Below are 25,964 nucleotides of genomic sequence, written 5' to 3'. Positions count from 1 at the left end.
CGATGAGCGAAGTGCGTGTTCATCTGGCCAAGGAGATCGTTGCCGATCTCTGGCGGCACAAGCTGCAGATTTTTCTGTCGGTCGCCGTGCTGGTGACCGCGTTTGCCGTGATCCTGGTGACCAACATGACCCGTGGTCTGACGGCCAAGCAGAACGATCTGATGGCGGAAGAGGATCGCCTCAATATCGAATGGCGCCACCTGCTGCTGGAGCAGGGCACCCTGGCTGAACACTCCCGGGTGGCGAGTCTGGCGATGGACAAGTTGCAGATGGGTCGTCCGCTGGTGACCACCGAGAAGGTAATTACCCAACCATGAAACGCAAGGCTACAGCCAAAGCTGCCAAAGCGAATGTCAAAGCGCCATCGATCTATCCGTGGCGCTTTCGCACGCTTGCGGTGTTTATCGGCATCGCGTTTGTGGGTCTGATCCTGCGTCTGGCCTGGATCCAGGTGATCAATCCGGATCGTCTGCGTCAGGAGGGTGACATGCGCTCCCTGCGTACCACCTCTACCCAGGCGGTGCGCGGCATGATCACCGATCGCAACGGCGAGCAGCTGGCGGTTTCGGTACCGGTCGAGGCGGTTTGGGCCGATCCCAAGACGGTGCATGAATCCGGGGCCATCAATAATGAGCGCGCCTGGCTGGCGCTCTCCGCCGTGCTCAAGCTCGACATCAATACCCTCAAACACCGCATCGCCAACCCCAGCAAGCGCTTCGTCTATCTGCAGCGTCAGGTTACTCCTGCGGTGGCGGAATATATCAAGGGGCTCAAGCTGGGGGGCGTCTACCTGCGCCCCGAAGCGCGCCGCTTCTATCCGACCGGCGAGATCAGCGCCCATCTGGTGGGGGTGACCAACATCGATGGCAGCGGTATTGAAGGGATTGAGCGCAGCTACAACGAGTGGTTGACGGCGACACCCGGCGAAATGCGGGTGCGCAAGGATCGTCAAGGTCGCGTCATCGAACGCCTTGGCATCGTCAAAGAGGGCAAGAACGCCAACGATCTGCAGCTCAGTATCGATCAGCGGGTGCAGGCTCTGGCCTACCGTGCCCTCAAGCGGGCAACCGACGAGAACAAGGCGACCTCCGGCTCCATGGTGATGCTGGATATCAAGACCGGTGAAGTACTCGCCATGGTCAACACCCCCTCCTATAACCCGAACAACCGCGGCCAGTATCAGAGCTTCCGGGTACGCAACCGGGTGGTGACCGATACCTACGAGCCGGGTTCGACCGTCAAGCCATTGATTTTGCTCAGTGCCTTGCAGGCAGGGGTCACCAGCTGGAAAGATTTCATTCCCGGTGGGCCGCTCTTTATCGGTGCCAAGCAGATCAAGGACGTCAGTATCCACAAGGCGACCAACCTCTACGATATCCTGCGTTACTCCTCCAACATCGGTATGTCGCGCATCGCGCTGCGGATGCCGGCGCAAGAGATGATTAACACCCTCAGCATGTTCGGTTTTGGGATGGATACCGGCAGCGGGCTGATGGGCGAGAGCAGCGGCATGTTGCCCCAGCGTCGTCGCTGGTCCGATATCGAGCGGGCGACCCTCTCGTTTGGTTATGGTCTGCGAGTCACCCCGCTGCAGCTGGCTTCCGCCTACGCCACCCTGGCCAACAAGGGCAAACGGGTGCCGCTCTCCATCGTCAAGGTGACTACACCGCCCAAGGGTGAGCAGGTGATCGACCACAACAACGCCGCTGCCATGTTGCAGGCGCTGGAGTATGTGGTCGACAACGCCATTCCAAAAGCCAAGATCCCGGGCTATCGGGTTGGTGGCAAGAGTGGTACCGCCAAGGTCGCCGTCGCCGGTGGCTATGGCAAGGATTACATGGCCTGGTTTGCCGGTTTCGCACCCGCCAGTGATCCCCGTTTCGTCATGGTGGTGGTGATCAACGAGCCAAAAGGCAGCGCCTATTATGGCGGCGCCGTGGCGACCCCACCGTTTGCAGAGGCCATGGGCGGGGTGCTGCAGCTCTTCAATATTCGTCCCGATGCGGTGCCGCCAGCGGTGCCCACCAAACTTGCCCGTACGGAGGCTTCTCTTGTCCCGCGCACTTGATGCATTACTGCGCCCCTTCGGTATCCAGGCGCCGGCGCTCACCCTGACCGATATCCAGCTGGATAGTCGGCGGGTTGGCCCCGGCTCGCTCTTCGTGGCCATTCGTGGTCATCAGGTGGATGGCAGACGGTTTATCGAACAGGCGGTGGCTCAGGGAGCGACCGCTGTTGTGTTTGAGGAGGATGGTGAATTTATCCCACCATCGACTCCGGTTCCCTGTATCGGGATGCGGGATCTGCCCGCTCACCTCTCTGCTCTTGCGGGCTATTTCTACGATCAGCCAGCCCAAAAATTGGATCTGGTCGGGATCACCGGTACCAACGGCAAGAGCACTACGGCACTGCTGGTCGCCAACTGGCGCACCCTGCTGGGTGGCAAGGCGGGTGTGATGGGCACCATCGGCAACGGCCTGTTCGGCAATCTGATCGAAGCGGAAAATACCACCGGCAGCGCCGTGCAGGTGCAAGCCAATCTGGCTGCGCTGCAAGCGCAGGGGGCGGACCTGGTGGCGATGGAGGTCTCCAGCCACGGTCTGGTGCAGCACCGCGTCGCCGCACTGCCGTTTGCCGCCGCCGTTTTCACCAACCTGAGCCGGGATCACCTCGACTATCACGGCACCATGGCAGCCTATGGCGCGGCCAAAGAGCAGTTGCTGCAACTGGTCGATGAGTCGAATGCGGTGATCAACCGCGATGACGAGTTGGGTGCCACATGGCTCGAAAAATACCCGGCAGCGGTGGCGTTCAGCGTTAATGGCCCGATTGAACACCATTTGGGCCGTCAATTAACGGCGCAGCAGCTTGATTTTCACCAGCAAGGTTTTCGCGCGCAGATTAACTCCAGCTGGGGGAATGGTGTATTATCCGCCCCCTTGCTCGGGCGCTTCAACGTCAGCAATGTGCTGGCCGCGATGGGCGTGATGCTGGTGCTCGGTTACGACTTCAACGAACTGCTGGCGACAGCGCCTCAGTTGCAGCCGGTGACCGGTCGCATGGAGTGCTTTGGCGGTGGCGATACGCCGCTGGCGGTGGTCGATTACGCCCACACCCCGGATGCGCTGGAGAAGGCATTGCAGGCCCTGCGGGTGCACTGCACAGGCCAGCTCTGGTGTCTGGTCGGCTGTGGTGGCGACCGCGATCGCGGCAAGCGCCCCATGATGGCCGCCATGGCCGAGCAGTATGCGGATCGCGTGATCCTGACCGACGACAATCCCCGTACCGAGGAGCCGGCCCGGATCATGGCCGACATGGTGGCGGGTCTTCGCGATCCTGCTGCGGTGCAGGTGGAGCACGACCGGGTCAAGGCGATTGCGCTGGCCATCGGTCAGGCGAGCAAACAGGACATCATCCTGGTGGCCGGTAAGGGTCACGAGGATTATCAGATCATTGGAACCGACAAGCGGCACTACAGCGACCGGGAAACCGTTGCGGCCGCCTTGCACACATTATTGGAGTCATTCAAATGATGACCCTCAGGCTTGCCGAGCTGGCTCAGGTACTCGATGCCCGTCTGATTGGTGACGACGGCGAGATCAGCGTCGTCAGTACCGACACCCGCACTCTGGGCGCGGGTGCCCTGTTCGTTGCCCTGCGCGGCGAGCGCTTCGATGCCCACGATTTTTGCGAGCAGGCCGTTCAGGCAGGGGCCTCTGCCCTGCTGGTCGAGCGTGAGCTGCCGCTGGCCATCCCCCAGCTGGTGGTGACCGACAGTCTGAAGGGGCTGGGCCGCCTCGGCAAACTGGTGCGCGAGCGCATCAACCCGAAAGTGCTGGCCATTACCGGCAGCTGCGGCAAGACCACGGTGAAGGAGATGGCAACCGCCATCCTGCGCAACGAAGGGGAAGTGCTGGCCACCGCTGGCAACTTCAACAACGAAGTGGGCGTGCCGCTCACCCTGCTGCGCCTCGAGCCGCAGCACAAGTTTGCGGTGATGGAGCTGGGTGCCAACCATCCGGGCGAGATCGCCTGGACTACCTCGCTGGCCAAACCCGATGCCGCCATCATCAACAACGTGGCGGCGGCCCATCTGGAGGGCTTCGGCTCGCTGGAAGGGGTGTTCCACGCCAAGAGCGAAATATTTGAGGGGCTGAGCGAGGGCGGCACGGCCATCGTCAACGCCGACAACGAATTCTGGCCGAAGTGGCGGGAACGCGGCATTCAGTGCGCCTTCTCCATCGACGATCAGAGCCAGCCGTTCCACGCGCGCAACCTTGTGCTCAACGAGCAAGGCTGCGCCGAGTTCGTGATGGTGACCCCGCAGGGCGAGCTGAGCCTGACTCTGGCGATCCCGGGTCGCCACAACGTGGCCAACGCACTGGCTGCTGCCGCGGGCTGCCTGGCCCTCGGCGCATCCCTCGGCTCCGTCAAGGCGGGGCTGGAACAGATGGCGCCGGTCAAGGGGCGCTTCTGCGTGCAGCGCTGGGGCGGTCTGACTCTGGTGGATGATACCTACAATGCCAGCGTGGAGTCCGTGCTGGCGGGCATCGATGCCCTGACCGCCATGAGTGGCTTCAAGGTGCTGGTGTTCGGTGATATGCGGGAACTGGGTGAGGAGTCTGCCGAGCAACACGCTCGGGTTGGCCGTCATGCCCGCGAGTGCGCTCTGGATGCCGTGCTGACAGTGGGGGAAGAGAGTCGCCACACCGCAGATGCCGCGGTGGGCCGACATTTCGATAACAAGGCGTCGTTGTTTGAAGTGCTTGCGCAAATGATAAATACACATCAGGAAATTTCGATTCTGGTCAAGGGCGCCCGTGGCTCCCGCATGGAAGATATCGTCGAGATGGTCAAAGGCCATCAGGAGTCAGCCACATGCTAGTCTGGCTGGCTGAACTGCTCACCCCGCACTTCACCTTCTTCAACGTCTTCTCCTACCTGACGTTTCGCGCCATCCTGTCGATTATTACCGGTCTGGGTGTCGCGCTCTGGATGGGGCCTCGCCTCATTCGTCGCCTGCAGATCCTGAAGTTCGGTCAGGTGATCCGCAACGATGGGCCCGAGTCTCACCTCAGCAAGCGGGGTACCCCGACCATGGGGGGGCTGATGATCATTGCCGCCATTTTCACTTCCGTGTTGCTCTGGTGTCGCCTCGACAACCCCTATGTCTGGCTGGTGCTGTTTGTGCTGGGAGCCTACGGTGCCATCGGCTTTGCCGACGACTACCTCAAGGTGGTGCGCAAGAACACCGACGGCCTGATCGCACGCTGGAAGTATTTCTGGCAATCCGCGGTAGCGCTGGCGGTGGCGGTGTTCCTCTATGCGACCGCAACCCATGAGGGGCAGACCCAGCTGGTGGTGCCTTTCTTCAAGGATGTGATGCCGCAGCTTGGCCTGATGTTTATCGTGCTGACCTACTTTGTCATCGTCGGCACCTCCAACGCGGTCAACCTGACCGACGGTCTCGATGGCCTGGCCATCATGCCGACTGTGATGGTGGCGGGGGGCTTTGCCCTGATCGCCTGGGCTACCGGTAACGTCAACTTTGCCAACTACCTGCACATTCCCTACGTGCCTTATACCTCCGAGCTGGTGATCGTCTGTACTGCCATCGTCGGGGCGGGTCTTGGTTTCCTCTGGTTCAACACCTATCCGGCCCAGGTCTTTATGGGGGACGTCGGTTCCCTGGCGCTGGGCGGCGCGCTTGGCACCATCGCCGTGCTGGTCCGTCAGGAGTTCCTGTTGGTGATCATGGGCGGCGTCTTCGTGATGGAGACCGTCTCGGTGATCCTGCAGGTGGGTTCATACAAGCTGCGCGGCGTGCGGATCTTCCGCATGGCGCCGATCCATCACCACTACGAGAAGAAGGGCTGGCCGGAGCCGCGCGTCATCGTGCGCTTCTGGATCATCACCCTCGTGCTGGTGCTGCTGGGTCTTGCCACCCTGAAGGTGAGGTAAGGCCATGGTCATCATCATCGGATTGGGCAAAACCGGGCTCTCCTGTGTCGATTACTTCCTCGGCCGTGGCGTGACGCCACTGGTGATGGATACCCGTGCCAACCCGCCCGGCAAGGATCAGCTGCCGCCGGAGGTGGAGCTGATCCACGGTCTCGACGAGGCGCTGCTCAAGCAGGCGCACATGATCGTCGCGAGCCCGGGTATCGCGCTGGCGACCCCCGAACTGAAAGCGGCGGCCGAGTGTGGTGTGCAGATCGTCGGCGATATCGAGTTGTTCGTTCGCGAGACCGAGACACCGGTCATCGCCATCACAGGTTCCAATGGCAAGAGCACTGTCACGACCCTGGTGGGTGAGATGATTGCCGAAGCCGGCCTCAATGTCGGCGTGGGTGGCAATATCGGCACGCCTGCACTGGAGCTGCTCAAGCAGCCGATGGATCTCTGCGTGCTGGAGCTCTCCAGCTTCCAGTTGGAAACTACTCACAGTTTGCGTGCTGCCGCCTCCGTGGTGCTGAACCTCTCAGAAGATCACATGGATCGCTATCAGGGCATGGCCGACTATCGCGCCGCCAAGATGGAGATCCATCAGCACTCCAAACACATTCTGGTCAATCGCGACGATGCCCAGACCCTGCCCGATGTGGGTCAGGTGTGGCAGAGCTTTGGTCTCGACTGCAATGGCTATGGCCGCTGCCTGCTGGATGGTCGCTACTGGTTGACCCTGCACGGTGAACCACTGCTGGCAGTGGACGAGATGAAGATCGTCGGTGCCCACAATCAGGCCAACGCGCTGGCCGCCATGGCGTTGTGCGATGCGGTCGGCATTCCCCGTGCTGCGCAACTCACCGTGCTGCGTCGTTTCGAGGGCTTGCCCCATCGTGCCCGCTTCGTGCGCGAGGTAAATGGGGTGCGCTGGATCAACGACTCCAAAGCCACCAACGTGGGAGCCACGTTGGCTGCCGTTGCCGGTGTGCGCGAGTCGGTCAAGGGGCGCCTGCTGTTGCTGGCCGGTGGTCAGGGCAAGGGGCAGGATTTTGGCCCGATCCAGGCGCTGCTGGGCAACCAGATCGATCACATGTACTGCTTTGGTCAGGATGCCGAGGTGCTGCTGGCACTGGGAGAGCAGACCGAACGGGTGGCCGACTTGGCCGCTGCAGTTGCCAAAGCAGCGGCCGATGCCAAGCCCGGTGACTGGGTGCTGCTGGCGCCAGCCTGTGCCAGCCTCGATCAGTTCAAGTCGTTCGAGGTGCGCGGCGATCGCTTCACCGAGATGGTGCTGGCACTATGAACGCCCTTCGCGCAGCAGCAGGTTTGTTCCAGCGCTGGTTGTTACCGGCGCGTCCTGCCGGTCTCTACGATCGGCAGCTGGTACTGCTGGCGCTCTCCCTGATGGCGGTCGGGGTGGTCATCGTGGCCTCGGCGTCGATTCCCGAGGGGATTGCGCTGGGGGATGACCCCTTCATGTTTGTGAAGCGTCACGCCCTGTTTCTGGTGATGGCGCTCGGTATCTCCTGGTTTGTGTTGCAGGTGCCGATGGCGCGTTGGCAACAGCACAACGGCCCCATGTTGCTGCTGGCGATCTTGATGCTGGTGCTGGTGCTGCTGGTGGGGCGGAACGTCAACGGTGCGGTGCGCTGGTTGCCGCTCGGTCCCTTCAACCTGCAGCCTGCCGAGTTTGGCAAGCTGGCGTTGTTTGTCTATCTGGCCGGCTATCTGGTGCGGCGCCAGAGCGAAGTGCGCGAAGCCTGGATCGGCTTCCTGAAACCGCTGGCGGTGTTTGGGGTGCTGGCGGTCTTGCTGCTGTTGCAGCCGGACCTGGGTTCCACCGTGGTGATGTTCGTGACCTCGTTCGGCATGCTGTTTCTGGCCGGTGCCCGATTGGGACAGTTTTTGACCCTGATCGGCGCGGGCCTCGGTTCGGTGGTGATGCTGATCATCGTCGAGCCCTACCGGATGCGGCGGGTGACCTCCTTTATGGATCCCTGGGCCGATCCGTTCGGCAGCGGCTACCAGTTGACCCAGTCGCTGATGGCGTTTGGTCGTGGCAGCTGGTTTGGCGAAGGGCTTGGCAACTCCATCCAGAAGATGGAGTACTTGCCGGAAGCGCACACCGACTTCGTGTTTGCGATCCTCGGTGAAGAGCTGGGTTACGTCGGGGTGCTGGGCGCCCTGTTCCTGATTTTTGCGCTGGCGGTCAAGGCGCTCAAGCTGGGGCATCGCGCGCTGGTGGCCGAGCGGCTCTATGACGGTTATCTGGCCATCGGTATCGGCATCTGGTTCAGCTTCCAGACCTTCGTCAACGTTGGCGCGGCCAGCGGTATGATGCCGACCAAGGGCTTGACCCTGCCGCTGGTCAGTTACGGTGGTTCCAGTCTCATCATCATGTCGGTGGCGGTGAGCATGTTGATTCGAATCGATTTTGAGTTGCGTCAGGCGACAGCCCAGGCGCGCGTGCGGGAGGTTTAGTGAGCAAGACTCTGTTGGTGATGGCAGGTGGTACCGGTGGGCATGTGTTCCCCGGTCTGGCTGTGGCCGATCGCCTGAAGGCCCAGGGCTGGACTGTCCACTGGCTCGGCACTGCCGACCGGATGGAGGCGGAGCTGGTGCCCGCCCACGGTTATCCCATCTCCTTCATCGATATTCAGGGGGTGCGTGGCAACGGCATCAAGCGACTGCTGGTGGCACCCTATCGCATCGTCAAATCGATCCTGCAGGCGCGTCAGGTGCTCAAGACCGTTCGCCCTGATGTGGTGCTCGGCATGGGCGGTTTTGCTTCCGGCCCGGGTGGCGTGGCGGCCTGGTTCTCCGGCATCCCGTTGCTGCTCCATGAGCAGAATGCTGCTGCCGGCATGACTAACAAGTTGCTGGCCCGTATCGCCAGGCGGGTGCTGATGGCATTTCCGGGTGCCTTCGCGCCGAGCCGTCGCACCGCCGTGGTGGGCAATCCGGTACGTCCCGAAGTGGTTGCCCTGCCGGATCCGCAACTGCGCAGCGGGGATGAACCACTGCATCTGCTGATCGTGGGTGGCAGCCTGGGGGCGCGGGTGCTCAACGAGCAGGTACCTGCTGCGGTGGCGGCATCCGGCGTGCCCATTGAAGTGCGTCACCAGTGTGGCAAGGGCAATGCCGAGGCTGTCTCTGCTGCCTATGCCCAGCACGGCATCAATGCCGAGGTGAGCGAATTTATCAAGGATATGGCCAGCGCCTACGCCTGGGCCGATCTGGTGGTCTGCCGTGCCGGTGCGCTGACTGTTTCCGAAGTGGCTGCCGCCGGTGTGGCCGCCATTTTCGTGCCGCTGCCCCATGCGGTGGATGATCACCAGACCCGTAACGCCCTGACCCTGGTCGACGGCGGTGCCGCCGAGTTTCTGCCCCAGTCCGAGCTGAATACCGCATCGCTGGCGGCGCGTCTGACCTGGCTGGCTGGTCGCAGGGAGACCCTGTTTAACATGGCGAAAGCGGCTCGCCGCGTCGCCATCATCGATGCGGCCGAGCGGGTTGCAGATGAGTGCAAACAGCTCGCAACCGGGCAGCGTGGTAAAGATTGATGAGCAAGGTTGCAGCGGTGACACCGTGCAGCCTTGTACCTGTATGTATTGATGCCGCCGTGCAGCCGCGCTTTGACGGCACATGGCCTGCGGCAGACTAAAGAGACGATTATGACCAAGGTTGAACTGGCAAAACTGCGTACTGTGATCCCCGAAATGCGTCGCGTGCGTCGTATCCACTTTATCGGCATCGGTGGTGCCGGTATGGGCGGGATCGCCGAAGTGCTTGCCAACGAAGGGTATCAGGTAACGGGTTCTGATCTGGCTCGCAACGCCGTGACCGAGCGGTTGGCCGGACTGGGCGCGCACATCTTCGTCGGCCACCGTGCCGAACACGTTGAGGGTGCCAGCGTGGTGGTGGTCTCTACTGCCATCAAGCAGGACAACCCGGAGCTGCTGGCTGCCCGTGAACTGCGGATCCCGGTGGTGCGCCGCGCCGAGATGCTGGCCGAGCTGATGCGTTTCCGCCACGGTATCGCCATCGCCGGTACCCACGGCAAGACCACCACCACCAGTTTGGTGGCGAGCATCTATGCCGAAGCCGATCGCGATCCGACCTTCGTCATCGGTGGTCTGCTCAACAGTGCCGGCACCAATGCCCGCCTGGGCAGCAGCCGCTACCTGATTGCCGAGGCGGATGAGAGCGACGCCTCTTTCCTGCATCTGCAGCCGATGGTCTCTATCGTGACCAACATCGAAGCGGATCACATGGATACCTACGGCGGTGACTTCTCCAAGCTGAAGGCCACCTTTATCGAGTTTCTGCACAACCTGCCCTTCTACGGACTGGCGGTGGTCTGCATCGATGATCCGGTGATCCGTGGCATGTTGCCCGAGATTGCCCGTCCGACCCTGACCTATGGTCTCTCTGATGATGCCGACGTGCAGGTGCTGGATTTTGTCCAGACCACCAACCACAGCTGCTTCCGTGTTCGCCGCAAAGAGGCCGGTGAGCTGCAGGTGACCCTCAATTTGCCGGGTATTCACAACGCATTGAACGCCGCAGCGGCGATAGCTGTCGCGACAGAGGACGGTGTCAGCGATGAGGCCATCATCTCTGCACTGGCCAAATTTGAAGGGGTCGGTCGTCGCTTCCAGCAGTATGGCGAGTTTGAAACCGGTCGGGGCAAGGCGATGCTGGTGGACGATTACGGTCACCACCCGAGCGAAGTGAAGGTCACCATCAACGCCGCCCGTGCCGGTTGGCCCGAGAAGCGTCTGGTGATGGTGTTCCAGCCACACCGTTATACCCGCACCCGCGACCTCTACGAGGACTTCGCCGATGTGCTCTCCAAGGTAGACGTGCTGGTGATGCTGGAGGTTTATGCTGCCGGTGAGGAGCCGATCCCGGGCGCTGATGGACGGGCACTGTGCCGCTCCATTCGCTCGCGCGGCAACCTGGAACCCATCTTCGTCGCTACACCGGATGACGTGCCAGCCGTGCTGGCCGACCTGATCGGCGAGGGGGATTTGGTGCTGACTCAAGGTGCCGGGAACGTCGGGGCGCTGGCCCGTCGTCTCGGAGAGATGAAATTGAGCATAGATAGCATGAAATCTGGCGCCTGAGGGCCCAATGAGTATTTTGACCGCCAAGCCGGGGCCTATATAATGGCGAACCGGTCTGTCAAAGGCCGGTTTAGCGCGTTACACGGGGATCGATCGGGTGGAGGCAAGGGCACAGGGGCGCACCAAGGGTGGCTTCATCGCAGGGGTAGCATTTTTCCTGCTGGTGATATGGGGCTGCTACCGGACGGCGCTGGATGTTAAAGGTTGGCTGACAGATGCCAACCGGTTGCCCATGAGCGAGCTGTTGCTGCAGGGGCAACACCAGTATTTGCAAACCGAAGAGCTGCGGATGGCCGTGCTGGATGGCGCCGAGCTGCGCAACTTCTTCGAATTGGACGTCAACGAATTGCAGGCAAGGCTCAATGCCTTGCCATGGGTGGCCTCGGTCTCGGTACGCAAGAAGTGGCCGAACAAGATCAAGATCTACCTCACGGAACAAGATGTGGCGGCGCGCTGGAATGGCAACCGCTTCGTCAACACCAAGGGCAAGGTATTCAGTGCCCCGGATCGGGTCAAGACGCCGCTGTTGCAGCTGTCAGGGCCGGATGACCAGGCCGCCCGGGTGTTGAAAGAGAGTCGGCAGTACGAGTCGCAACTGGCTGCCAAGGGATACAAGTTGCTGGGGGTGAATCTGACCCCCCGCCATGCCTGGGAACTGACCCTGGATGGCAATATCAAGCTGTTCCTGGGACGCAATGACATTGCGCTCCGGCTGCAGCGGTTTATCGATGCCTTCCCGGTTATCGAACCCCGTGCGCAAGTCGCCTACGTGGATCTTCGATACGACACCGGAATGGCAGTTGGCTGGAAGAAGAGCGAAGAGAAAGTGCATGACCAACACCGCAGATAGGAATTTGATTGTCGGACTGGATATCGGCACAACCAAGGTGGCGGTTCTGGTCGGGGAAGTATTGCCGGACGGTGAACTGAACGTCATCGGTATGGGCAGTCACGCTTCTCGCGGAATGGAGAAGGGCGGGGTCAATGACCTCGACTCCGTGGTCAAGTCACTGCGCCGCGCGGTGGAAGAGGCCGAGATGATGGCAGATTGCCAGATCAGCTCGGTCTATCTGGGGTTGTCCGGCAAGCATATCGACTGCCGCAACGAGACCGGTATGGTGCCCATCTCCGATGAAGAGGTGACCCAGGAGGATGTGGACAACGTGATCCACACCGCCAAGTCGGTTCGCCTCTCCGACGAGCTGCGCGTGCTGCATGTACTGCCTCAGGAGTTTGCCATCGATTATCAGGAAGGGATCAAGAATCCGGTTGGCCTCTCCGGTGTGCGGATGGCAGCCAAGGTTCACCTGATCACCTGCCATAACGACATGGCCCGCAACATTGAGAAATGTGTGGAGAAGGTCGGTTTGCGTGTGGATCAACTGATCTTCTCCGCGCTGGCCTCCAGCTATGCCGTATTGACCGAAGACGAGAAAGAGCTGGGTGTCTGCGTGGTGGACATCGGTGGCGGCACCATGGACATGTCGCTGTTTACCGGCGGTGCCCTGCGCCACACCAAGGTGATCCCGTACGCTGGCAGCACTGTGACCAGCGACATCGCCTACGCCTTCGGCACGCCGCCGCTCGACGCGGAAGCGATTAAGGTGCGCTACGGTTGCGCCCTCGGTCGTCTGGTCAGCAAGGAAGACAATATTGAAGTACCCAGTGTCGGCGGTCGCCCGGCGCGCAGCCTGCAACGGCAGACACTGGCTGAAGTGATTGAGCCCCGTTACACCGAGTTGCTCTCCATGGTGAATGATGAGCTGGTGCGGGTACAAAGCGAGTTGAAAGCGCAGGGGGTCAAGCATCAGCTGGCAGCCGGTGTGGTCTTGACCGGCGGCGCTGCCCAGATTGAAGGCATTGTGGAGTGTGCAGAGCAGATCTTCCAGAGCCAGGTCCGGGTGGGAGAGCCCATGAACATACGTGGTTTGAGTGATTACGTGCAGGCACCGGTGTACTCGACCGCGGTCGGGTTGCTGCAATATGGCCGCACCCATCAAGCCACAGGTAGCAACAAAGAATATGCCGCCAAGGCAAGCGTCGGTGGCCTGGTCAAACGGGTTAGCAACTGGCTGCGTGGCGAGTTCTAAGAATTTTGCTGAGTCAGGCAAATAAAGCGGAGAGACAACATGTTTGAATTTATGGATAGCCACACTGACGAAGCCGTCATTAAAGTGATCGGTGTAGGTGGCGGCGGCGGCAACGCTGTCGAGCACATGGTTCGTCAAAATATTGAGGGTGTTGAGTTTATTACCGTCAACACCGACGCTCAGGCACTGCGCAACTCCAGTGCCAACACCACTCTGCAGATCGGCGGTGGCATCACCAAGGGTCTGGGTGCCGGCGCCAATCCGGAAGTGGGTCGTGATGCGGCCATGGAAGATCGCGAAGCACTGCGTGAGCTGCTGACCGGTTCCGACATGGTGTTCATCGCCGCCGGTATGGGTGGTGGTACCGGTACCGGTGCTGCGCCGATCGTGGCCGAAGTGGCGCGCGAGATGGGCATCCTGACCGTTGCCGTGGTCACCAAGCCGTTCTCCTTTGAAGGGAAGAAGCGGATGGGCTTCGCCGCCCACGGTATCGAAGAGCTCTCCAAAAACGTCGACTCCCTGATCACCATCCCCAACGACAAGTTGCTGAAGGTGCTGGGTCGCGGTATCTCCCTGCTGGATGCCTTCAAGGCGGCCAACGATGTACTGCTTGGCGCGGTACAGGGCATTGCCGAGCTGATCACCCGTCCGGGCTTGATCAACGTCGACTTCGCGGACGTGCGTACCGTGATGCGTGAAATGGGTACCGCCATGATGGGTACCGGTTCCGCCTCTGGTGATGACCGTGCCGAAGAAGCGGCCGAGAAAGCCATCTCCAGCCCGCTGCTGGAAGACGTGGATCTGGCTGGTGCCCGTGGCATCCTGGTCAACATCACCGCCGGTATGGACATGACCATCGAAGAGTTCGAAACCGTGGGTAACGCGGTCAAGGCCTTCGCTTCCGAGAACGCCACTGTAGTTGTGGGTACCGTAATCGATCCGGAAATGCACGACGAGCTGCGTGTGACCGTGGTTGCTACCGGTATCGGTGCCGAGCGCAAGCCGGACATCACTTTGGTCAAGAGCAGCCAGGTGCAAGAGCGCCCGGTGCGTCAGCCGCTGGTTAGCGACATGATGCAAGGCCGCGTGATGGACGAAGCCCCGGCCAAGGTGGTCAACGCCGAGCCGCAAGCCCGTCGTGAACCGGATTACCTGGATATTCCGGCGTTCCTGCGCAAGCAAGCTGACTAAGCCTCTTATGGCTCTCGTTTGTTTGTTGTTCAAGGAATGTGCTAAGATGGCCTGCCAACGACCATCTGGTCCGGATTTTAAGCTGTTTAGGGTACACCCATGATTAGACAAAGAACCTTGAAAACGAGTGTACAGGCGACTGGTGTCGGCCTGCATTCGGGCCGGAAAGTCACCATGACGTTCCGTCCGGCGCCTGTGAACACAGGGATCGTTTACTTGCGTACCGACCTGAATCCTGTGGTGGAGCTGCCAGCCAATGCCGATCAGGTGCGCGATACCGTGCTCTGTACCGCTCTGGTCAACGAAGCCGGTGTCCGTGTCTCTACCATTGAGCACCTCTCTGCCGCGCTGGCCGGGATGGGGATCGACAACCTCTACGTTGAGGTTGACGCACCCGAGATCCCGGTAATGGACGGTAGTGCGCATCCCTTTATCTACCTGCTGCAGGAAGTCGGGATCCGTGAGCAGAATGCTGCCAAGCAGTTTGTGCGGATCAAGAAGAGCATCCGGGTTGAAGACGGCGACAAGTGGGCGGAATTCCACCCCTATCGCAACGGCTTCAAGATGGATCTTGAGATCGATTTCCAGCATCCGGTCTTTGAAGGGCGCAATCAGCGTTGCGTACTGGATTTCTCCGGTGCCTCCTTCGTGAAAGAGATCAGCCGTGCCCGTACCTTCGGGTTCATGCGCGATATCGAGTACCTGCGTTCCCAGAACCTGGCGCTGGGCGGAAGCTTGGAAAACGCCGTGGTACTGGACGACTATCGGGTGCTGAACGAAGACGGTTTGCGTTATGAGGACGAGTTCGTCAAGCACAAGATGCTGGACGCGATCGGTGACCTCTATATGTGTAACCGCAGCATCATCGGTGAGTTCCGTGCCTACAAGACCGGGCATGCCCTGAACAACAAGCTGCTGCGTGCCTTGCTGGCCGAGCAGGAGGCTTGGGAACTGGTGACCTTCGAGGGTGAGGGCGACAAAGCGCCTATCGCTTACTACGATAACGGTCTGGTTCTGGCCTGATAGCTGTGCAACGGAACGTCGGTCCTCTCTCCGCACCGACGTTCCGTCATTTGTTTACTCCATCCTTTAATACCGATTATCTCCCGGTTTTATTTCCCGTGCAGGCTCCTGGCCGCACCTGACCGAGCAGACTGATTTCTATGAGCATTACCCTGATCCTCCACGGCAAGCAACGACGCAAGTTGCACCTGCCCAAACAACGTCTGGCCTGGGTCGGCGGTATTCTCTTCTCCCTGTTGGCCCTTGGTGGTGGTTGGCTCTGGCAGAGCTGGCACCAGAAAATGGAGGCGCTGGAAGTGGCGCTTGCCGTTGCCGAGCAACAGTCCGTCGACCAGAGTGGCGACGAAGCCCGTGAACAGTTGGCAATGCTGGCTGCTCAGGTGGGCACTATGCAAGGCCAGCTTGGCCGTCTCAATGCCCTCGGCGAACGATTGACCGAGCAGGCCGATCTCGATCCCGACGAGTTCAATTTCAAAGAGCTGCCCCCCATGGGCGGCCCCTCTTACGATGAAGAGCTGGAAGTGAGCCTCAACGAGCTGCAAGCCTCGATGAAACACCTCAGCCAGCAGCTCAGCAGCCGCGAAGAGCAGCTGTCGGTACTTGAATCTTTCATCATGAATCACCATATCACCGATGCCGGTTTTATTTCCGGCACGCCAGTCAAACAGGAGCGAGTTTGGGTCTCGTCCGGGTTTGGTGGACGGGTCGATCCGTTCAATGGGCGTGCCAAGATGCACAAAGGGGTCGATTTCCGTGGCAAACCCGGAACCCCGATTCTGGCCACCGGGCCCGGCATTGTCAGCTGGGCGGGCCGTCATCCGGAATTTGGCAATATGGTGGAGATTAATCACGGCAATGGCCTGGTCACCCGCTATGCCCACAACTCCAAGTTGCTGGTCGAGGTGGGCACCCTGGTTGATCAGGGTCAGAAGATTGCCTTGATGGGACGCACCGGTCGCGCGACCGGGGTCCATCTGCATTACGAAGTGTTGAAAGATGGTCGTCAGGTCAACCCCGCACGCTTTCTCAGTGCCAGACGGGGTTAGGTTTTTTTCTTCAGGTTCCAGTGACGGAACGCTTTTATAACCAGAAATAGTTGGTACCCATGATTAGCACACTGCTTACCAAGATTATCGGCAGCCGGAACGACAGAACGCTCAAGGCTTTGCGCAAAATTGTAAAACAGATCAATGCCATGGAGCCGCAGTTCGAGGCTCTGTCCGATGCCGAGTTGCAGGCCAAAACGGCTGAATATCGTCAGCGTATCGAGCAGGGTGAGACCCTGGAGCAGTTGCTGCCGGAAGCGTTCGCGACCGTGCGTGAAGCCTCCAAGCGGGTGTTTGGCATGCGTCACTTCGACGTGCAGCTGATCGGCGGCATGGTGCTGAACTCCAACCGTATCGCGGAAATGAAAACCGGTGAAGGTAAGACTCTTACTGCGACTCTGCCAGCTTACCTGAACGCCCTGAGTGGCCGCGGTGTGCACGTCGTGACGGTGAACGACTATTTGGCCAAGCGTGATGCGGAGGCGAACCGCCCGCTGTTTGCCTTCCTCGGCATGACCGTCGATTGCAACGTGCCCGGTATGGATGCATCCCAGAAGCGTGACGCCTACGCAGCCGACATTACCTACGGTACCAACAACGAATTCGGTTTTGACTACCTGCGCGACAACATGGCGTTCTCGCCCGAGCAGCGCGTACAGCGTCCGCTCAACTACGCGCTGGTGGATGAGGTGGACTCGGTGCTTATCGATGAAGCCCGTACTCCGCTCATCATCTCCGGCCCGGCTGAAGATAGCTCAGAGCTCTATATCCGCGTCAACAAGCTGATCCCGCTGCTGGTCAAGCAGGACAAGGAAGACACCGAAGAGTACACCGGCGACGGTCACTACACGGTGGACGAGAAGAACCGTCAGGCACTGCTGACCGAAAACGGTCAGATCTTCGTGGAAGAGCTGCTCAAGAAAGAGGGGCTGCTGGACGAGAACGACTCCCTGTTCTCCGCCTCCAACATCAGCCTGCTGCACCACGTCAATGCGGGTCTGCGCGCTCACACCCTGTTCGAACGCAACGTCGACTATATCGTCCAGAAAGACGAGATCGTCATCGTCGACGAGCACACCGGCCGTACCATGCCGGGTCGTCGCTGGTCCGATGGTCTGCATCAGGCCGTTGAAGCGAAGGAAGGGGTGAAGATCCAGAACGAGAACCAGACGCTGGCATCCATCACCTTCCAGAACTACTTCCGCCTCTACAACAAGCTGGCGGGGATGACAGGTACTGCGGATACCGAAGCCTTTGAATTCCAGCAGATTTATGGCCTGGATACCGTGGTTATCCCGACCAACAAGCCGATGGTGCGCAAAGACATGGGCGATCTGGTCTACCTGACCGCCAATGAGAAGTATGCTGCCATCGTCAAGGATATTCGCGAGTGTGTGGAGCGCGGCCAGCCGGTGCTGGTGGGTACCGTCTCCATCGAAAACTCCGAGCTGCTCTCCGGCATCCTGACCAAGGAGAAGATCCCGCATCAGGTGCTGAACGCCAAGTTCCACGCCATGGAAGCGGAGATCGTTGCCCAGGCAGGCCAGACTGGCGCGGTCACCATCGCCACCAACATGGCCGGTCGTGGTACCGACATAGTGCTCGGGGGCAACTGGCAGGCAGAGATCGCCAAGCTGGAGAACCCGACCGAGGAGCAGATTGCCGAGCTGAAAGCGGCCTGGCAGGTGCGCCACGATGCGGTGCTGGCCGCCGGTGGTCTGCACATTATCGGCACCGAGCGTCACGAATCCCGTCGTATCGACAACCAGCTGCGCGGCCGTTCCGGTCGTCAGGGCGACCCGGGTTCCTCCCGCTTCTACCTCTCCATGGAAGATACTCTGATGCGGATCTTCGCCTCCGATCGCGTCACCGGCATGATGAAGAAGCTGGGTATGGAAGAGGGCGAAGCCATCGAACACCCCTGGGTCACCAAGGCGATCGAAAATGCCCAGCGCAAGGTGGAAGGTCGCAACTTCGACATCCGCAAGAGCTTGCTGGAGTTTGACGATGTGGCCAACGACCAGCGCAAAGTGGTTTACGAGCAGCGTAACGAGCTGCTGGATACCAACGATATCTCCGAGACCATCCACGTTATCCGTGATGATGTCTACGGCAGCGTGATTGACGAGTACATCCCGCCCCAGTCTCTGGAAGAGATGTGGGATGTGCCGGGTCTGGAAGCGCGCCTGAAGGCAGACTTCGCGCTGGATCTGCCGCTGCAGCAGTGGCTGGCGGAAGATGACAAGCTGTATGAAGAGAAGCTGCGCGAGCGCATTCTGGACGAAGCCACCAAGCTCTATGCCCACAAGGAGGAGCTGGTTGGCAAAGAGGTGCTACGCAACTTCGAGAAGGCAGTGATGCTGCAAACTCTGGACGGTCTGTGGAAAGAGCATCTGGCGGCCATGGATCACCTGCGTCAGGGCATCCATCTGCGCGGCTACGCCCAGAAGAACCCCAAGCAGGAGTACAAGCGCGAATCCTTCGATCTGTTCACCCAGATGCTGGAAACCCTCAAGCGCGACGTGGTCAGCATCCTGAGCCGTGTTCAGGTGCAGGAGCGCGATGTGGAAGCGATGGAAGAGCAGCAGCGCCAGCAGGCGGAAGCCGCTCCCCGTACCTACACCCATGCCGCGGCTGAGAGCCAGCTGGCCGATGAACAGGCCGCAGGTGAAGAGGGCCACACCACCTTCGTGCGCGATGAGCAGAAGGTTGGTCGCAACGATCCCTGCCCGTGCGGTTCAGGCAAGAAATACAAGCATTGCCACGGTCAGTTGACCTGATCGAGGCAGTGCTATGACAAGGCGGGCCCGGTGCCCGCCTTGTTTTTGTCAGAGGGTGGCGACGTCACTGTGGTGGCGCCATCTGACCAAGGGTTATCGGATATCAGGCATCATCGGCCGTTCATCCAGCCGGAGGTTGGGCGCATTGAACGGCCTGGTCAGCCATAGCGTACAAAGGTAACAAGATGGAACAGAAAAAGCGGATCTGGGTAGCGGTTGGCGTCATCGAGAATGAACAGGGCGATATCTTTATCGCCAGACGCTCCTCCGATCGCCATCAGGGGGATCGCTGGGAGTTTCCAGGTGGCAAGGTCGAGTCGGGCGAGGATCTTCTCACCGCACTGGATCGGGAGCTGTGGGAAGAGATCGGCATCCGGGTGCAGGATTGTGCCCCTTTCATGGAGCTGCAGCACGACTACCCCGAGAAGCAGGTGTTGCTGGATATCTGGAAGGTGACCCGTTTCAGCGGCGAGCCGTTCGGCAAGGAGGGGCAGGAGTGTCTATGGGTGCCGGTGGCCGAGCTGCACAACTACCACTTTCCCGATGCCAACGGTCCGATTGTCGCGCGGCTTCAAGGCCTGCTGGCTTGAACCGGTTGCAAAAACAAGCATCAAAAAAGGGCCCATCGGCCCTTTTTTATTTTATAGCGGAGAGTGACCAGGGGCTTATAGCCACTGATCGCCCTCTTCCTGCTCTGGCAGCAGATCCGGGTTGATCTCCCCGGGGATCCGTTTCTCTTCATCAGCCCACTCGCCGAGATCGATCAGCTGGCAGCGTTTGCTGCAGAAAGGTCGGAACGGACTCTGCGAGCCCCACTCCACTTCGCTCTGGCAGGTCGGACACTTTACCTTGGTGACCATAAGTACTCCTTAGCAGCAGGCGAGCTGGAATGGCACATCGCCAATCTGCTGCTCGCCCGTAGGCAGGAAGCGCAGGGCAAAACGATTCTTGTGGCCGCTCAGGGTCGGGTAGCAGAACAGATTGCCCGGCAGCTTGATGCGGATCAGCTCGGCGCTTTCGGCGGTGTCCTGGAAGAAGCCGTTGGTCGCCACCTGCTCGCTGAAGCTGCCCGATTCACGCCACAGACGCAGCAAGAGGGTGATGGCGTTCATCAGCAGGGTGATGTCGCTAAGCCAGCCCTGCATCTGCTGGTGACGGGTGATGGCCGGGGTTCCGAGCCAGTGGTGCAGCTGGGGCACGTCGAAGGCACACAGGCCACCCGGGATGGAGAAGCGCTGGCGAATGGAACCGAGCAGACGATCCTCTTTCAGGCGGGCTCCCGGGCGTGGCGAGTTGAGCAGGTTGCGGGAGAGCTGGCTGCTCTCTTGCTGCATCTGTTTGATCTGCTCCAGATCGACGTCGGGCAGGCTGGCCCAGTGGCTCAGACGTTGGCCGAGACGCTCCAGATCCTTGATAAGGTCAGCGCGCAAGTCACCACGCTCCAGCAGCTCCTGCAGATCGAACAGCCCTTTGAAGAAGGCGATATGGGCCCAGGATTGCTCGCTCTCCAGATTGTCGCGAATTTGGGAAAACAGGGACTCCAGACGCAGGTAGGTCCGGCTTTTTTCATTGAGGGGAAAATCGTAAATCATGCCTAATCCTGGCCAGCCATAAACCGGCCTAGTGTACTCACTGTTGACGGGGTTGTTGAGAGGCAAATGCCAGATATGTCTCGTGCAATGCCAAAATCCGCGTTTTTATCGCCATTTCGCTGCCATTGGCGTTCTCGATGACATCATCCGCCGCAGCGAGCCGTTCTGTCCGGCTGGCCTGTGCTGCGATGATGGCTCTGGCCTGCTCGGTGCTGACGCCATCACGACGGCAGGTGCGTTCAATCTGGGTCGCTTCGTCCACATCGATCACCAGCACCCGGTCGGCGAGGCCGGTGAGTTTGTTCTCCACCAGAAGCGGCACCACCAGCAGGCAGTAAGGAGAACTGGCTGCGGCACACTGGCGCAGCATTTCACTGCGAATCAGCGGATGGAGCAGAGCATTGAGCCACTCCTTGGCCTGCGGGTCGCTGAAGACCCGCTCGCGCAGGGTGCGACGCTCGAGTTGACCGCTCGGCTCAATCACATCCGGGCCAAAATGGTCGGCGATGGTGGCAAGGGCCGGGGTGCCCGGCTCTACGACCTCGCGGGCGATCACATCGGCATCCACCACCTCGATACCCAGTTCGGCAAACTGATTGGCGATGGTGGTCTTGCCACTGCCGATACCGCCTGTGATAGCAACTACATACATGGGGGGCCTCTTGCTCAAAGCAGGGTAGAGAGATACCAGTTGGTGATGGTATCGCCCCACAGCAGGGCAATCCAGCCCGCGATGGCGAGGTAGGGGCCGAAGGGGATGGGCTTGCCCTGATGGTGTTTGTGCAAGGCGATCAGGCTGATGCCGATCACGGCGCCGACCAGGGATGAGAGCAGCAATATGATCGGCAGCGCCTGCCAGCCGAGCCAGGCACCCAGGGCCGCCAGCAGCTTGAAGTCGCCATAGCCCATCCCCTCCTTGCCAGTGAGCAGCTTGAAGGCCCAGTAGAGGCTCCAGAGCACCAGATAGCCGACCATGGCGCCAACCACGGCATCCGCCAGCGGTACGAAGCCACCTGCCAGATTGAACAGCAGACCGCCCCACAGCAGGGGCAGGGTGAGCTGATCTGGCAGCAACATCTTGTCGAGATCGATAAAGGTGAGGGCCACCAATACCCAAGTCAGCAGCAGGGCGGCCAGTGTGCCCCAGCCCGGCGTTATGACCATGGCAACGGCCACCGAGAGCAGGGCTGTTATCAGCTCTACCAGCGGATAGCGGGCCGAGATGGGCGCCTGACAGTCGCGGCAACGCCCCTTGAGCCAGAGCCAGCTCAGCAGCGGAATGTTCTCGATGGCGGTAATGGGGTGACCACAGTGAGGACATGCGGAGCGCGGTACCATCAGGTTGTAGCGCTCTGGTGCGATGGCCTCTTCGTCGGGGGAGAAGTAGCTGCGATACTCGGCCTGCCACTCTCGCTCCAGCATGATGGGCAGGCGGTGGATAACTACGTTGAGGAAACTGCCGATCATCAGGGAAAAGATAAAAACCAGCGAAAAAAAGAACCATGGCAAGCCGTGAGCCAGCTCGAGAAGAAGTGTCATAACCAACCGTCAGTTATTGAATGAGTGAAGGGCATGGCTTTGGCTCCATGCCCTGATGAATCAACCCACCACGTCGCCAAGTTTGAAAATGGGCAGGTACATGGCGATAACCATGCCGCCGACCAGCACCCCGAGCACCACCATGATGAGGGGTTCCAGCAGGCTGGTAAGGCCATCGACCAGGTCGTCCACCTCTTGCTCGAAGATGGTGGCAACCTTGGAGAGCATATCATCGATGGCACCGGACTCCTCGCCGATCATCACCATCTGGATCACCATGTCCGGGAAGAGATCGACGGTGCGCATTGCCACGTTGATCTGCATACCGGCCACCACCTCGTTGCGAATGGCCATAACGGCGGTGCGATAGACATAGTTGCCGGAGGCTCCGGCCGCCGAGATGAGAGCATCCACCAGCGGGATACCGGCCGAGAAAGTGGTTGAGAGTGTGCGGGCAAAGCGGGCCATGGCCGCCTTGTGCAGGATCATACCGACTACCGGGATGGTGAGCACAAACTTGTCGGTATTGTCCCTTACCTTCTGGGAGGCGCGCCAGGCGCGCACATAGAGGAAGATGGCGAGCGCAGCTCCGCCAAAGAAGACATACCACCAGTTCTGCATAAAGCGCGAGATGCCGATGACAAACTGGGTGAACACCGGCAGCTCGGCGCCAAAGCTCTTGAAGATATCCTCGAACTGGGGGATGACGAACAGCAGCAGGATGGAAGTCACTACTATGGCCACCAGAATAACCATGGTGGGATAGAACATGGCCTTCTTGATCTTCGACTTGAGCGCTTCCGACTTTTCCCGATAGGTGGCGATACGGTCGTAGATGGTCTCCAGTGCACCGGATTGCTCCCCCGCCTCAACCAGATCGCAGTAGAGATCGTCAAAATGGCGAGGGTGGCGGCGCAACGCCTCCGACATGGGGGTTCCGGTCTCAACATCGGAGGCGATCTCACCCATCAGCTCGCGCATGGCGGCTTTCTCGTGGCTGCGGGCGATGATCTGCAGGCTCTGTACTAGTGGTACGCCGGCGGAGAGCATGGTGGTGATCTGGCGGGAGATAATCGCGATATCCATCGGCTTGATCTTGGCGCCGCCCTTGGAGAAGAGCCCCTGGGATTTTTTGGCCACCTTGGTGACGTTTACCCCCTGCTTGCGCAGCTCCGCCTTGACGGTATTGATGCTGTCAGCCTGCAGCTCGCCGGAGACCTTCTGCCCCTTGCGATTGACCCCGTGCCAGCGGAAGGCGAAGACTTTTTTCGGGGGGGTGTTCTTTTTCGTTAGGGTTGCCATCTTTGCATCCTGCAATTGGGCGGATGGTCAGGGAGCCCCTGAACCATCTGACCTGATAAATATCCTCAAACGGCTTGGCACCATCTGGTCGCTTGCTGGTAGATCATCTTGCTCGCATCTTGGCGAGGTTTAATTGGTGGTGACCCGGTTGACCTCGGCCAGGCTGGTGACACCGAGCCGTGCCTTCTCCAGTCCCGAGGTGCGCAGGGTGCGCATGCCCTCTTTCTGGGCAATCGCCGCAATTTGCAGGGAGTTGGCGCCCTGCATGATCAATTTGGCGATATTCTCCGACATTAGCATGATTTCGTAGATGCCGACTCGCCCCTTGTAGCCGCCGGAACACTCCTTGCAACCAACCGGTTTGAACAGTCGCAAGCCGGCTGCCAGCTGCTGCGGGGTAAAACCCAGCTCCAGCAGCTCGGCTTCCGGCACCACCTCCGGCGCCTTGCAGTGGTCACACAGCTTGCGGGCCAGCCGTTGGGCCATTATCAGGGTGACCGAAGAGGCGATATTGAAGGCGGGCACCCCCATGTTCATCATCCGGGTCAGGGTTTCGGCAGCCGAGTTGGTATGCAGGGTCGAGAGCACCAGGTGGCCGGTTTGTGCCGCCTTGATGGCGATCTCGGCGGTTTCGAGATCCCGTATTTCCCCCACCATCACCACATCCGGATCTTGCCGCAAGAAGGAGCGCAGAGCGCTGGCAAAGGTCAGCCCCGCCTTGGGGTTGACCTGCACCTGGTTGACGCCCGGCAGGTTGATCTCCACCGGATCTTCAGCGGTAGAGATATTCACCTCGGTGGTGTTGAGAATATTGAGGCCGGTATAGAGCGATACCGTCTTGCCCGAGCCGGTGGGGCCGGTGACCAGTATCATCCCCTGCGGTTTCGAGAGGGCTCGCAGGTACTGTGCCTTCTGGCGGTCGTCGAAGCCAAGCTGCTCGATATTGAGGCGGGCCGCCGAGGAGTCGAGCAGACGGATAACGATCTTCTCCCCCCACATGGTGGGCAGGGTGTTGACCCGCATATCCATCGACTTGTTGCGCGATAGCTTCAATTTGATGCGGCCATCCTGCGGCAGCCGCCGCTCGGCGATATCGAGTCGCGCCATCACCTTGAGGCGGGCAGAGAAGCGGTTGGCCAGATTGACCGGCGGGGTTGCGATTTCGTGCAAAATACCATCGATGCGAAAGCGCACCCGATACTTGAATTCGTAAGGCTCGAAGTGCAGGTCGGAGGCGCCGCGCTTGATGGCATCCATCAGGATCTTGTTGATGTACTTGACGATGGGGGCATCGTCATCGGCGGTATTGACGCTCTCGTCGAGCCTGCTGCTCTCGTCGCTTACCTCGAGGTCGGAGATCTCGGCCTCGTCGATATCCTCCATGCCGAGGGCGTCGTTTTCGCTCTCCAGCAGCTTGCCGATGGCGGCGGTGAGCTTGTTCTCCTCCACCAGCAGCGCTTCGGTATGAAGGCCGAAACTGAAGCCAAAGTCCTCCAGGGCCGAGACATTGGTCGGATCCGACATGGCGATATAGAGGGTGTGGCCCTGGGTATAGATGGGCAGCACGTGATGCTTCTCAATCAGCTTCTGATTGAGGTACTTCTGCGGGATCTCGGCCAAATCGAAGGCGGCAAGATCCAGCAGAGGTACCCCATACTCCAGCTCGCAAAAATCGGCGAGCGCCTTGCTGTCGAGAATGTCGTTTTCTATCAGAAAGGTCACAAAGGGTTTGCGCTGGGCCTTGGCCTGGCTCAGATAGCGCTGGGAATCCTCTTCACTGATCAGTGAAGAGGCGGCCAGGCTTAACGCCAGGCCGCTATTAGGGCTAGATGTCATGCGTTAGCAGAGATTATTAGCAATACAAGTAGAACCGGAAGCTGGTTGCGTCCAAATCACTCTACCGCTAGTTACTGTCCCACCAAAAATTATGTCTGACCCACCAACAGCATCCGTGCCTACGGCTTGAATTTCGAAAGTATCTCCCTCTGCCGGAGTATCGGCATCAGTGATACTACTGCTTACTGTTACGGATGCGACATTTGGTGTTGTTGTCTGTGCTCCTGAGACTGAGCCCTGAGCTTTTGCTATACAGTTATTCGAACTGGACTGTACACAGACTTCAATGGCTGTTTTTGCCGGACCAGCAGCAGAAATTACTTCAGTGAAACGTGCTTTCTGTGTGTAGGTCTGATAAGCCGGTAGTGCAATCGCCGCCAGAATGGCTACGATCGCGACCACGATCATCAGTTCAATAAGGGTAAAACCTGATTGTTTCTTCATTTTGCTGTTCATGGAAAATATCCTTTTATCCTTGGTTCCTGGGAAG

The 25,964-nt window shown here is 59.8% G+C and carries 23 protein-coding genes; 16 read left to right on the top strand and 7 right to left on the bottom strand.

Translation table 11 applies throughout. From position 1 onward, the window contains the following. Positions 1 to 2 precede the first annotated feature (2 nt). From ftsL to mutT, 16 genes are all read left to right on the top strand, one after another. Entirely contained in the window at positions 3 to 317 is a 315-nt protein-coding gene (gene ftsL / locus G5253_RS11505) for a cell division protein FtsL (RefSeq protein WP_005336166.1), read from the top strand. Next, positions 314 to 2,068: a peptidoglycan glycosyltransferase FtsI gene (locus G5253_RS11500; RefSeq protein ID WP_005336163.1), complete on the top strand. Its 1,755-nt coding sequence runs from the start codon at positions 314 to 316 to the stop codon at positions 2,066 to 2,068. The genes ftsL and G5253_RS11500 overlap by 4 nt, the downstream gene beginning before the upstream one ends. Continuing rightward, positions 2,001 to 3,533: a UDP-N-acetylmuramoyl-L-alanyl-D-glutamate--2,6-diaminopimelate ligase gene (murE, locus tag G5253_RS11495; RefSeq protein ID WP_266134908.1), complete on the top strand. Its 1,533-nt coding sequence runs from the start codon at positions 2,001 to 2,003 to the stop codon at positions 3,531 to 3,533. Before G5253_RS11500 ends, murE begins: the two co-directional genes overlap by 68 nt. Next, entirely contained in the window at positions 3,530 to 4,885 is a 1,356-nt protein-coding gene (locus G5253_RS11490; RefSeq protein WP_266134907.1) for a UDP-N-acetylmuramoyl-tripeptide--D-alanyl-D-alanine ligase, read from the top strand. Before murE ends, G5253_RS11490 begins: the two co-directional genes overlap by 4 nt. Continuing rightward, positions 4,879 to 5,961 carry a phospho-N-acetylmuramoyl-pentapeptide-transferase gene (mraY, locus tag G5253_RS11485; protein WP_266134906.1) on the top strand — a complete coding sequence of 361 codons (1,083 nt, stop codon included), beginning with the start codon at positions 4,879 to 4,881 and terminating at the stop codon, positions 5,959 to 5,961. Before G5253_RS11490 ends, mraY begins: the two co-directional genes overlap by 7 nt. A gap of 4 nt (positions 5,962 to 5,965) precedes the next feature. Further along, positions 5,966 to 7,249, top strand: coding sequence for a UDP-N-acetylmuramoyl-L-alanine--D-glutamate ligase (gene murD / locus G5253_RS11480; RefSeq protein WP_266134905.1), 1,284 nt, complete (start codon positions 5,966 to 5,968; stop codon positions 7,247 to 7,249). Next, on the top strand, positions 7,246 to 8,427 hold the full coding sequence (gene ftsW, locus G5253_RS11475; RefSeq protein WP_005336154.1) for a cell division protein FtsW: 1,182 nt from the start codon (positions 7,246 to 7,248) through the stop codon (positions 8,425 to 8,427). The genes murD and ftsW overlap by 4 nt, the downstream gene beginning before the upstream one ends. Further along, positions 8,427 to 9,509, top strand: coding sequence for an undecaprenyldiphospho-muramoylpentapeptide beta-N-acetylglucosaminyltransferase (gene murG, locus G5253_RS11470; protein ID WP_236280266.1), 1,083 nt, complete (start codon positions 8,427 to 8,429; stop codon positions 9,507 to 9,509). Before ftsW ends, murG begins: the two co-directional genes overlap by 1 nt. A gap of 111 nt (positions 9,510 to 9,620) precedes the next feature. Then, the gene (murC, locus tag G5253_RS11465; protein ID WP_266134904.1) at positions 9,621 to 11,075 is read left to right on the top strand and encodes a UDP-N-acetylmuramate--L-alanine ligase; all 1,455 of its coding nucleotides are present in this window, start codon (positions 9,621 to 9,623) and stop codon (positions 11,073 to 11,075) included. Positions 11,076 to 11,172: 97 nt separating this feature from the next. Then, positions 11,173 to 11,925 carry a cell division protein FtsQ/DivIB gene (locus tag G5253_RS11460; RefSeq protein ID WP_005336149.1) on the top strand — a complete coding sequence of 251 codons (753 nt, stop codon included), beginning with the start codon at positions 11,173 to 11,175 and terminating at the stop codon, positions 11,923 to 11,925. Continuing rightward, entirely contained in the window at positions 11,906 to 13,165 is a 1,260-nt protein-coding gene (ftsA, locus tag G5253_RS11455; protein ID WP_005336148.1) for a cell division protein FtsA, read from the top strand. The genes G5253_RS11460 and ftsA overlap by 20 nt, the downstream gene beginning before the upstream one ends. Positions 13,166 to 13,204: 39 nt before the next feature. Beyond that, entirely contained in the window at positions 13,205 to 14,356 is a 1,152-nt protein-coding gene (gene ftsZ / locus G5253_RS11450; RefSeq protein WP_005336147.1) for a cell division protein FtsZ, read from the top strand. Between the two features lie 99 nt (positions 14,357 to 14,455). Beyond that, the gene (gene lpxC / locus G5253_RS11445) at positions 14,456 to 15,379 is read left to right on the top strand and encodes a UDP-3-O-acyl-N-acetylglucosamine deacetylase (protein WP_005336146.1); all 924 of its coding nucleotides are present in this window, start codon (positions 14,456 to 14,458) and stop codon (positions 15,377 to 15,379) included. A gap of 140 nt (positions 15,380 to 15,519) precedes the next feature. Continuing rightward, a complete protein-coding gene (locus G5253_RS11440) occupies positions 15,520 to 16,425 on the top strand; it encodes a M23 family metallopeptidase (protein ID WP_005355107.1) in 906 nt (301 codons plus the stop codon). 59 nt (positions 16,426 to 16,484) lie between these two features. Further along, positions 16,485 to 19,205: a preprotein translocase subunit SecA gene (gene secA / locus G5253_RS11435; RefSeq protein ID WP_266134903.1), complete on the top strand. Its 2,721-nt coding sequence runs from the start codon at positions 16,485 to 16,487 to the stop codon at positions 19,203 to 19,205. 185 nt (positions 19,206 to 19,390) lie between these two features. Then, a complete protein-coding gene (gene mutT, locus G5253_RS11430) occupies positions 19,391 to 19,795 on the top strand; it encodes an 8-oxo-dGTP diphosphatase MutT (RefSeq protein WP_197927995.1) in 405 nt (134 codons plus the stop codon). Between the two features lie 75 nt (positions 19,796 to 19,870). On the opposite strand, the gene yacG is transcribed toward mutT, so the two are convergent. The 7 genes from yacG to G5253_RS11395 all read right to left on the bottom strand — a co-directional run bounded on the left by yacG (position 19,871) and on the right by G5253_RS11395 (position 25,918). Then, positions 19,871 to 20,065 carry a DNA gyrase inhibitor YacG gene (gene yacG / locus G5253_RS11425; protein WP_216952204.1) on the bottom strand — a complete coding sequence of 65 codons (195 nt, stop codon included), beginning with the start codon at positions 20,063 to 20,065 and terminating at the stop codon, positions 19,871 to 19,873. A gap of 9 nt (positions 20,066 to 20,074) precedes the next feature. Further along, complete coding sequence (gene zapD, locus G5253_RS11420; RefSeq protein ID WP_216952203.1) at positions 20,075 to 20,797, bottom strand: cell division protein ZapD; 723 nt, start codon at positions 20,795 to 20,797, stop codon at positions 20,075 to 20,077. A gap of 37 nt (positions 20,798 to 20,834) precedes the next feature. Next, positions 20,835 to 21,449 (bottom strand): dephospho-CoA kinase, encoded by a 615-nt coding sequence (gene coaE / locus G5253_RS11415; protein WP_421203360.1) that lies wholly within the window; start codon positions 21,447 to 21,449, stop codon positions 20,835 to 20,837. A gap of 14 nt (positions 21,450 to 21,463) precedes the next feature. After that, a complete protein-coding gene (locus G5253_RS11410) occupies positions 21,464 to 22,336 on the bottom strand; it encodes a prepilin peptidase (RefSeq protein WP_421203358.1) in 873 nt (290 codons plus the stop codon). Between the two features lie 60 nt (positions 22,337 to 22,396). Further along, positions 22,397 to 23,638, bottom strand: coding sequence for a type II secretion system F family protein (locus G5253_RS11405; protein ID WP_216952200.1), 1,242 nt, complete (start codon positions 23,636 to 23,638; stop codon positions 22,397 to 22,399). 129 nt (positions 23,639 to 23,767) lie between these two features. Then, the gene (gene tapB, locus G5253_RS11400) at positions 23,768 to 25,474 is read right to left on the bottom strand and encodes a PilB family type IVa pilus assembly ATPase TapB (protein ID WP_216952199.1); all 1,707 of its coding nucleotides are present in this window, start codon (positions 25,472 to 25,474) and stop codon (positions 23,768 to 23,770) included. Positions 25,475 to 25,477: 3 nt separating this feature from the next. After that, entirely contained in the window at positions 25,478 to 25,918 is a 441-nt protein-coding gene (locus G5253_RS11395; RefSeq protein ID WP_288728883.1) for a pilin, read from the bottom strand. Positions 25,919 to 25,964 lie beyond the last annotated feature (46 nt).

The sequence above is a fragment of the Aeromonas sp. 602658 genome, assembly GCF_049173005.1.
Lineage (GTDB): Bacteria > Pseudomonadota > Gammaproteobacteria > Enterobacterales > Aeromonadaceae > Aeromonas > Aeromonas veronii_A.
The sequence above is the reverse complement of the archived record's forward strand: the minus strand, read 5'-3'. Positions and strand labels throughout refer to the sequence as shown.

What these genes read in the sequence shown, in the direction of transcription:
- G5253_RS11490 (WP_266134907.1), top strand. Translation starts at nt 3,530, where the DNA reads ATGATGACCCTCAGGCTTGCCGAGCTGGCTCAGGTACTCGATGCCCGT.
- lpxC (WP_005336146.1), top strand. Translation starts at nt 14,456, where the DNA reads ATGATTAGACAAAGAACCTTGAAAACGAGTGTACAGGCGACTGGTGTC.
- ftsZ (WP_005336147.1), top strand. Translation starts at nt 13,205, where the DNA reads ATGTTTGAATTTATGGATAGCCACACTGACGAAGCCGTCATTAAAGTG.
- G5253_RS11500 (WP_005336163.1), top strand. Translation starts at nt 314, where the DNA reads ATGAAACGCAAGGCTACAGCCAAAGCTGCCAAAGCGAATGTCAAAGCG.
- ftsL (WP_005336166.1), top strand. Translation starts at nt 3, where the DNA reads ATGAGCGAAGTGCGTGTTCATCTGGCCAAGGAGATCGTTGCCGATCTC.
- G5253_RS11440 (WP_005355107.1), top strand. Translation starts at nt 15,520, where the DNA reads ATGAGCATTACCCTGATCCTCCACGGCAAGCAACGACGCAAGTTGCAC.
- tapB (WP_216952199.1), bottom strand. Translation starts at nt 25,474, where the DNA reads ATGACATCTAGCCCTAATAGCGGCCTGGCGTTAAGCCTGGCCGCCTCT.
- murC (WP_266134904.1), top strand. Translation starts at nt 9,621, where the DNA reads ATGACCAAGGTTGAACTGGCAAAACTGCGTACTGTGATCCCCGAAATG.
- yacG (WP_216952204.1), bottom strand. Translation starts at nt 20,065, where the DNA reads ATGGTCACCAAGGTAAAGTGTCCGACCTGCCAGAGCGAAGTGGAGTGG.
- mutT (WP_197927995.1), top strand. Translation starts at nt 19,391, where the DNA reads ATGGAACAGAAAAAGCGGATCTGGGTAGCGGTTGGCGTCATCGAGAAT.
- G5253_RS11395 (WP_288728883.1), bottom strand. Translation starts at nt 25,918, where the DNA reads ATGAAGAAACAATCAGGTTTTACCCTTATTGAACTGATGATCGTGGTC.
- murE (WP_266134908.1), top strand. Translation starts at nt 2,001, where the DNA reads ATGCGGTGCCGCCAGCGGTGCCCACCAAACTTGCCCGTACGGAGGCTT.
- zapD (WP_216952203.1), bottom strand. Translation starts at nt 20,797, where the DNA reads ATGATTTACGATTTTCCCCTCAATGAAAAAAGCCGGACCTACCTGCGT.
- coaE (WP_421203360.1), bottom strand. Translation starts at nt 21,449, where the DNA reads ATGTATGTAGTTGCTATCACAGGCGGTATCGGCAGTGGCAAGACCACC.
- ftsA (WP_005336148.1), top strand. Translation starts at nt 11,906, where the DNA reads ATGACCAACACCGCAGATAGGAATTTGATTGTCGGACTGGATATCGGC.
- ftsW (WP_005336154.1), top strand. Translation starts at nt 7,246, where the DNA reads ATGAACGCCCTTCGCGCAGCAGCAGGTTTGTTCCAGCGCTGGTTGTTA.
- murD (WP_266134905.1), top strand. Translation starts at nt 5,966, where the DNA reads ATGGTCATCATCATCGGATTGGGCAAAACCGGGCTCTCCTGTGTCGAT.
- secA (WP_266134903.1), top strand. Translation starts at nt 16,485, where the DNA reads ATGATTAGCACACTGCTTACCAAGATTATCGGCAGCCGGAACGACAGA.
- G5253_RS11410 (WP_421203358.1), bottom strand. Translation starts at nt 22,336, where the DNA reads ATGACACTTCTTCTCGAGCTGGCTCACGGCTTGCCATGGTTCTTTTTT.
- G5253_RS11405 (WP_216952200.1), bottom strand. Translation starts at nt 23,638, where the DNA reads ATGGCAACCCTAACGAAAAAGAACACCCCCCCGAAAAAAGTCTTCGCC.
- mraY (WP_266134906.1), top strand. Translation starts at nt 4,879, where the DNA reads ATGCTAGTCTGGCTGGCTGAACTGCTCACCCCGCACTTCACCTTCTTC.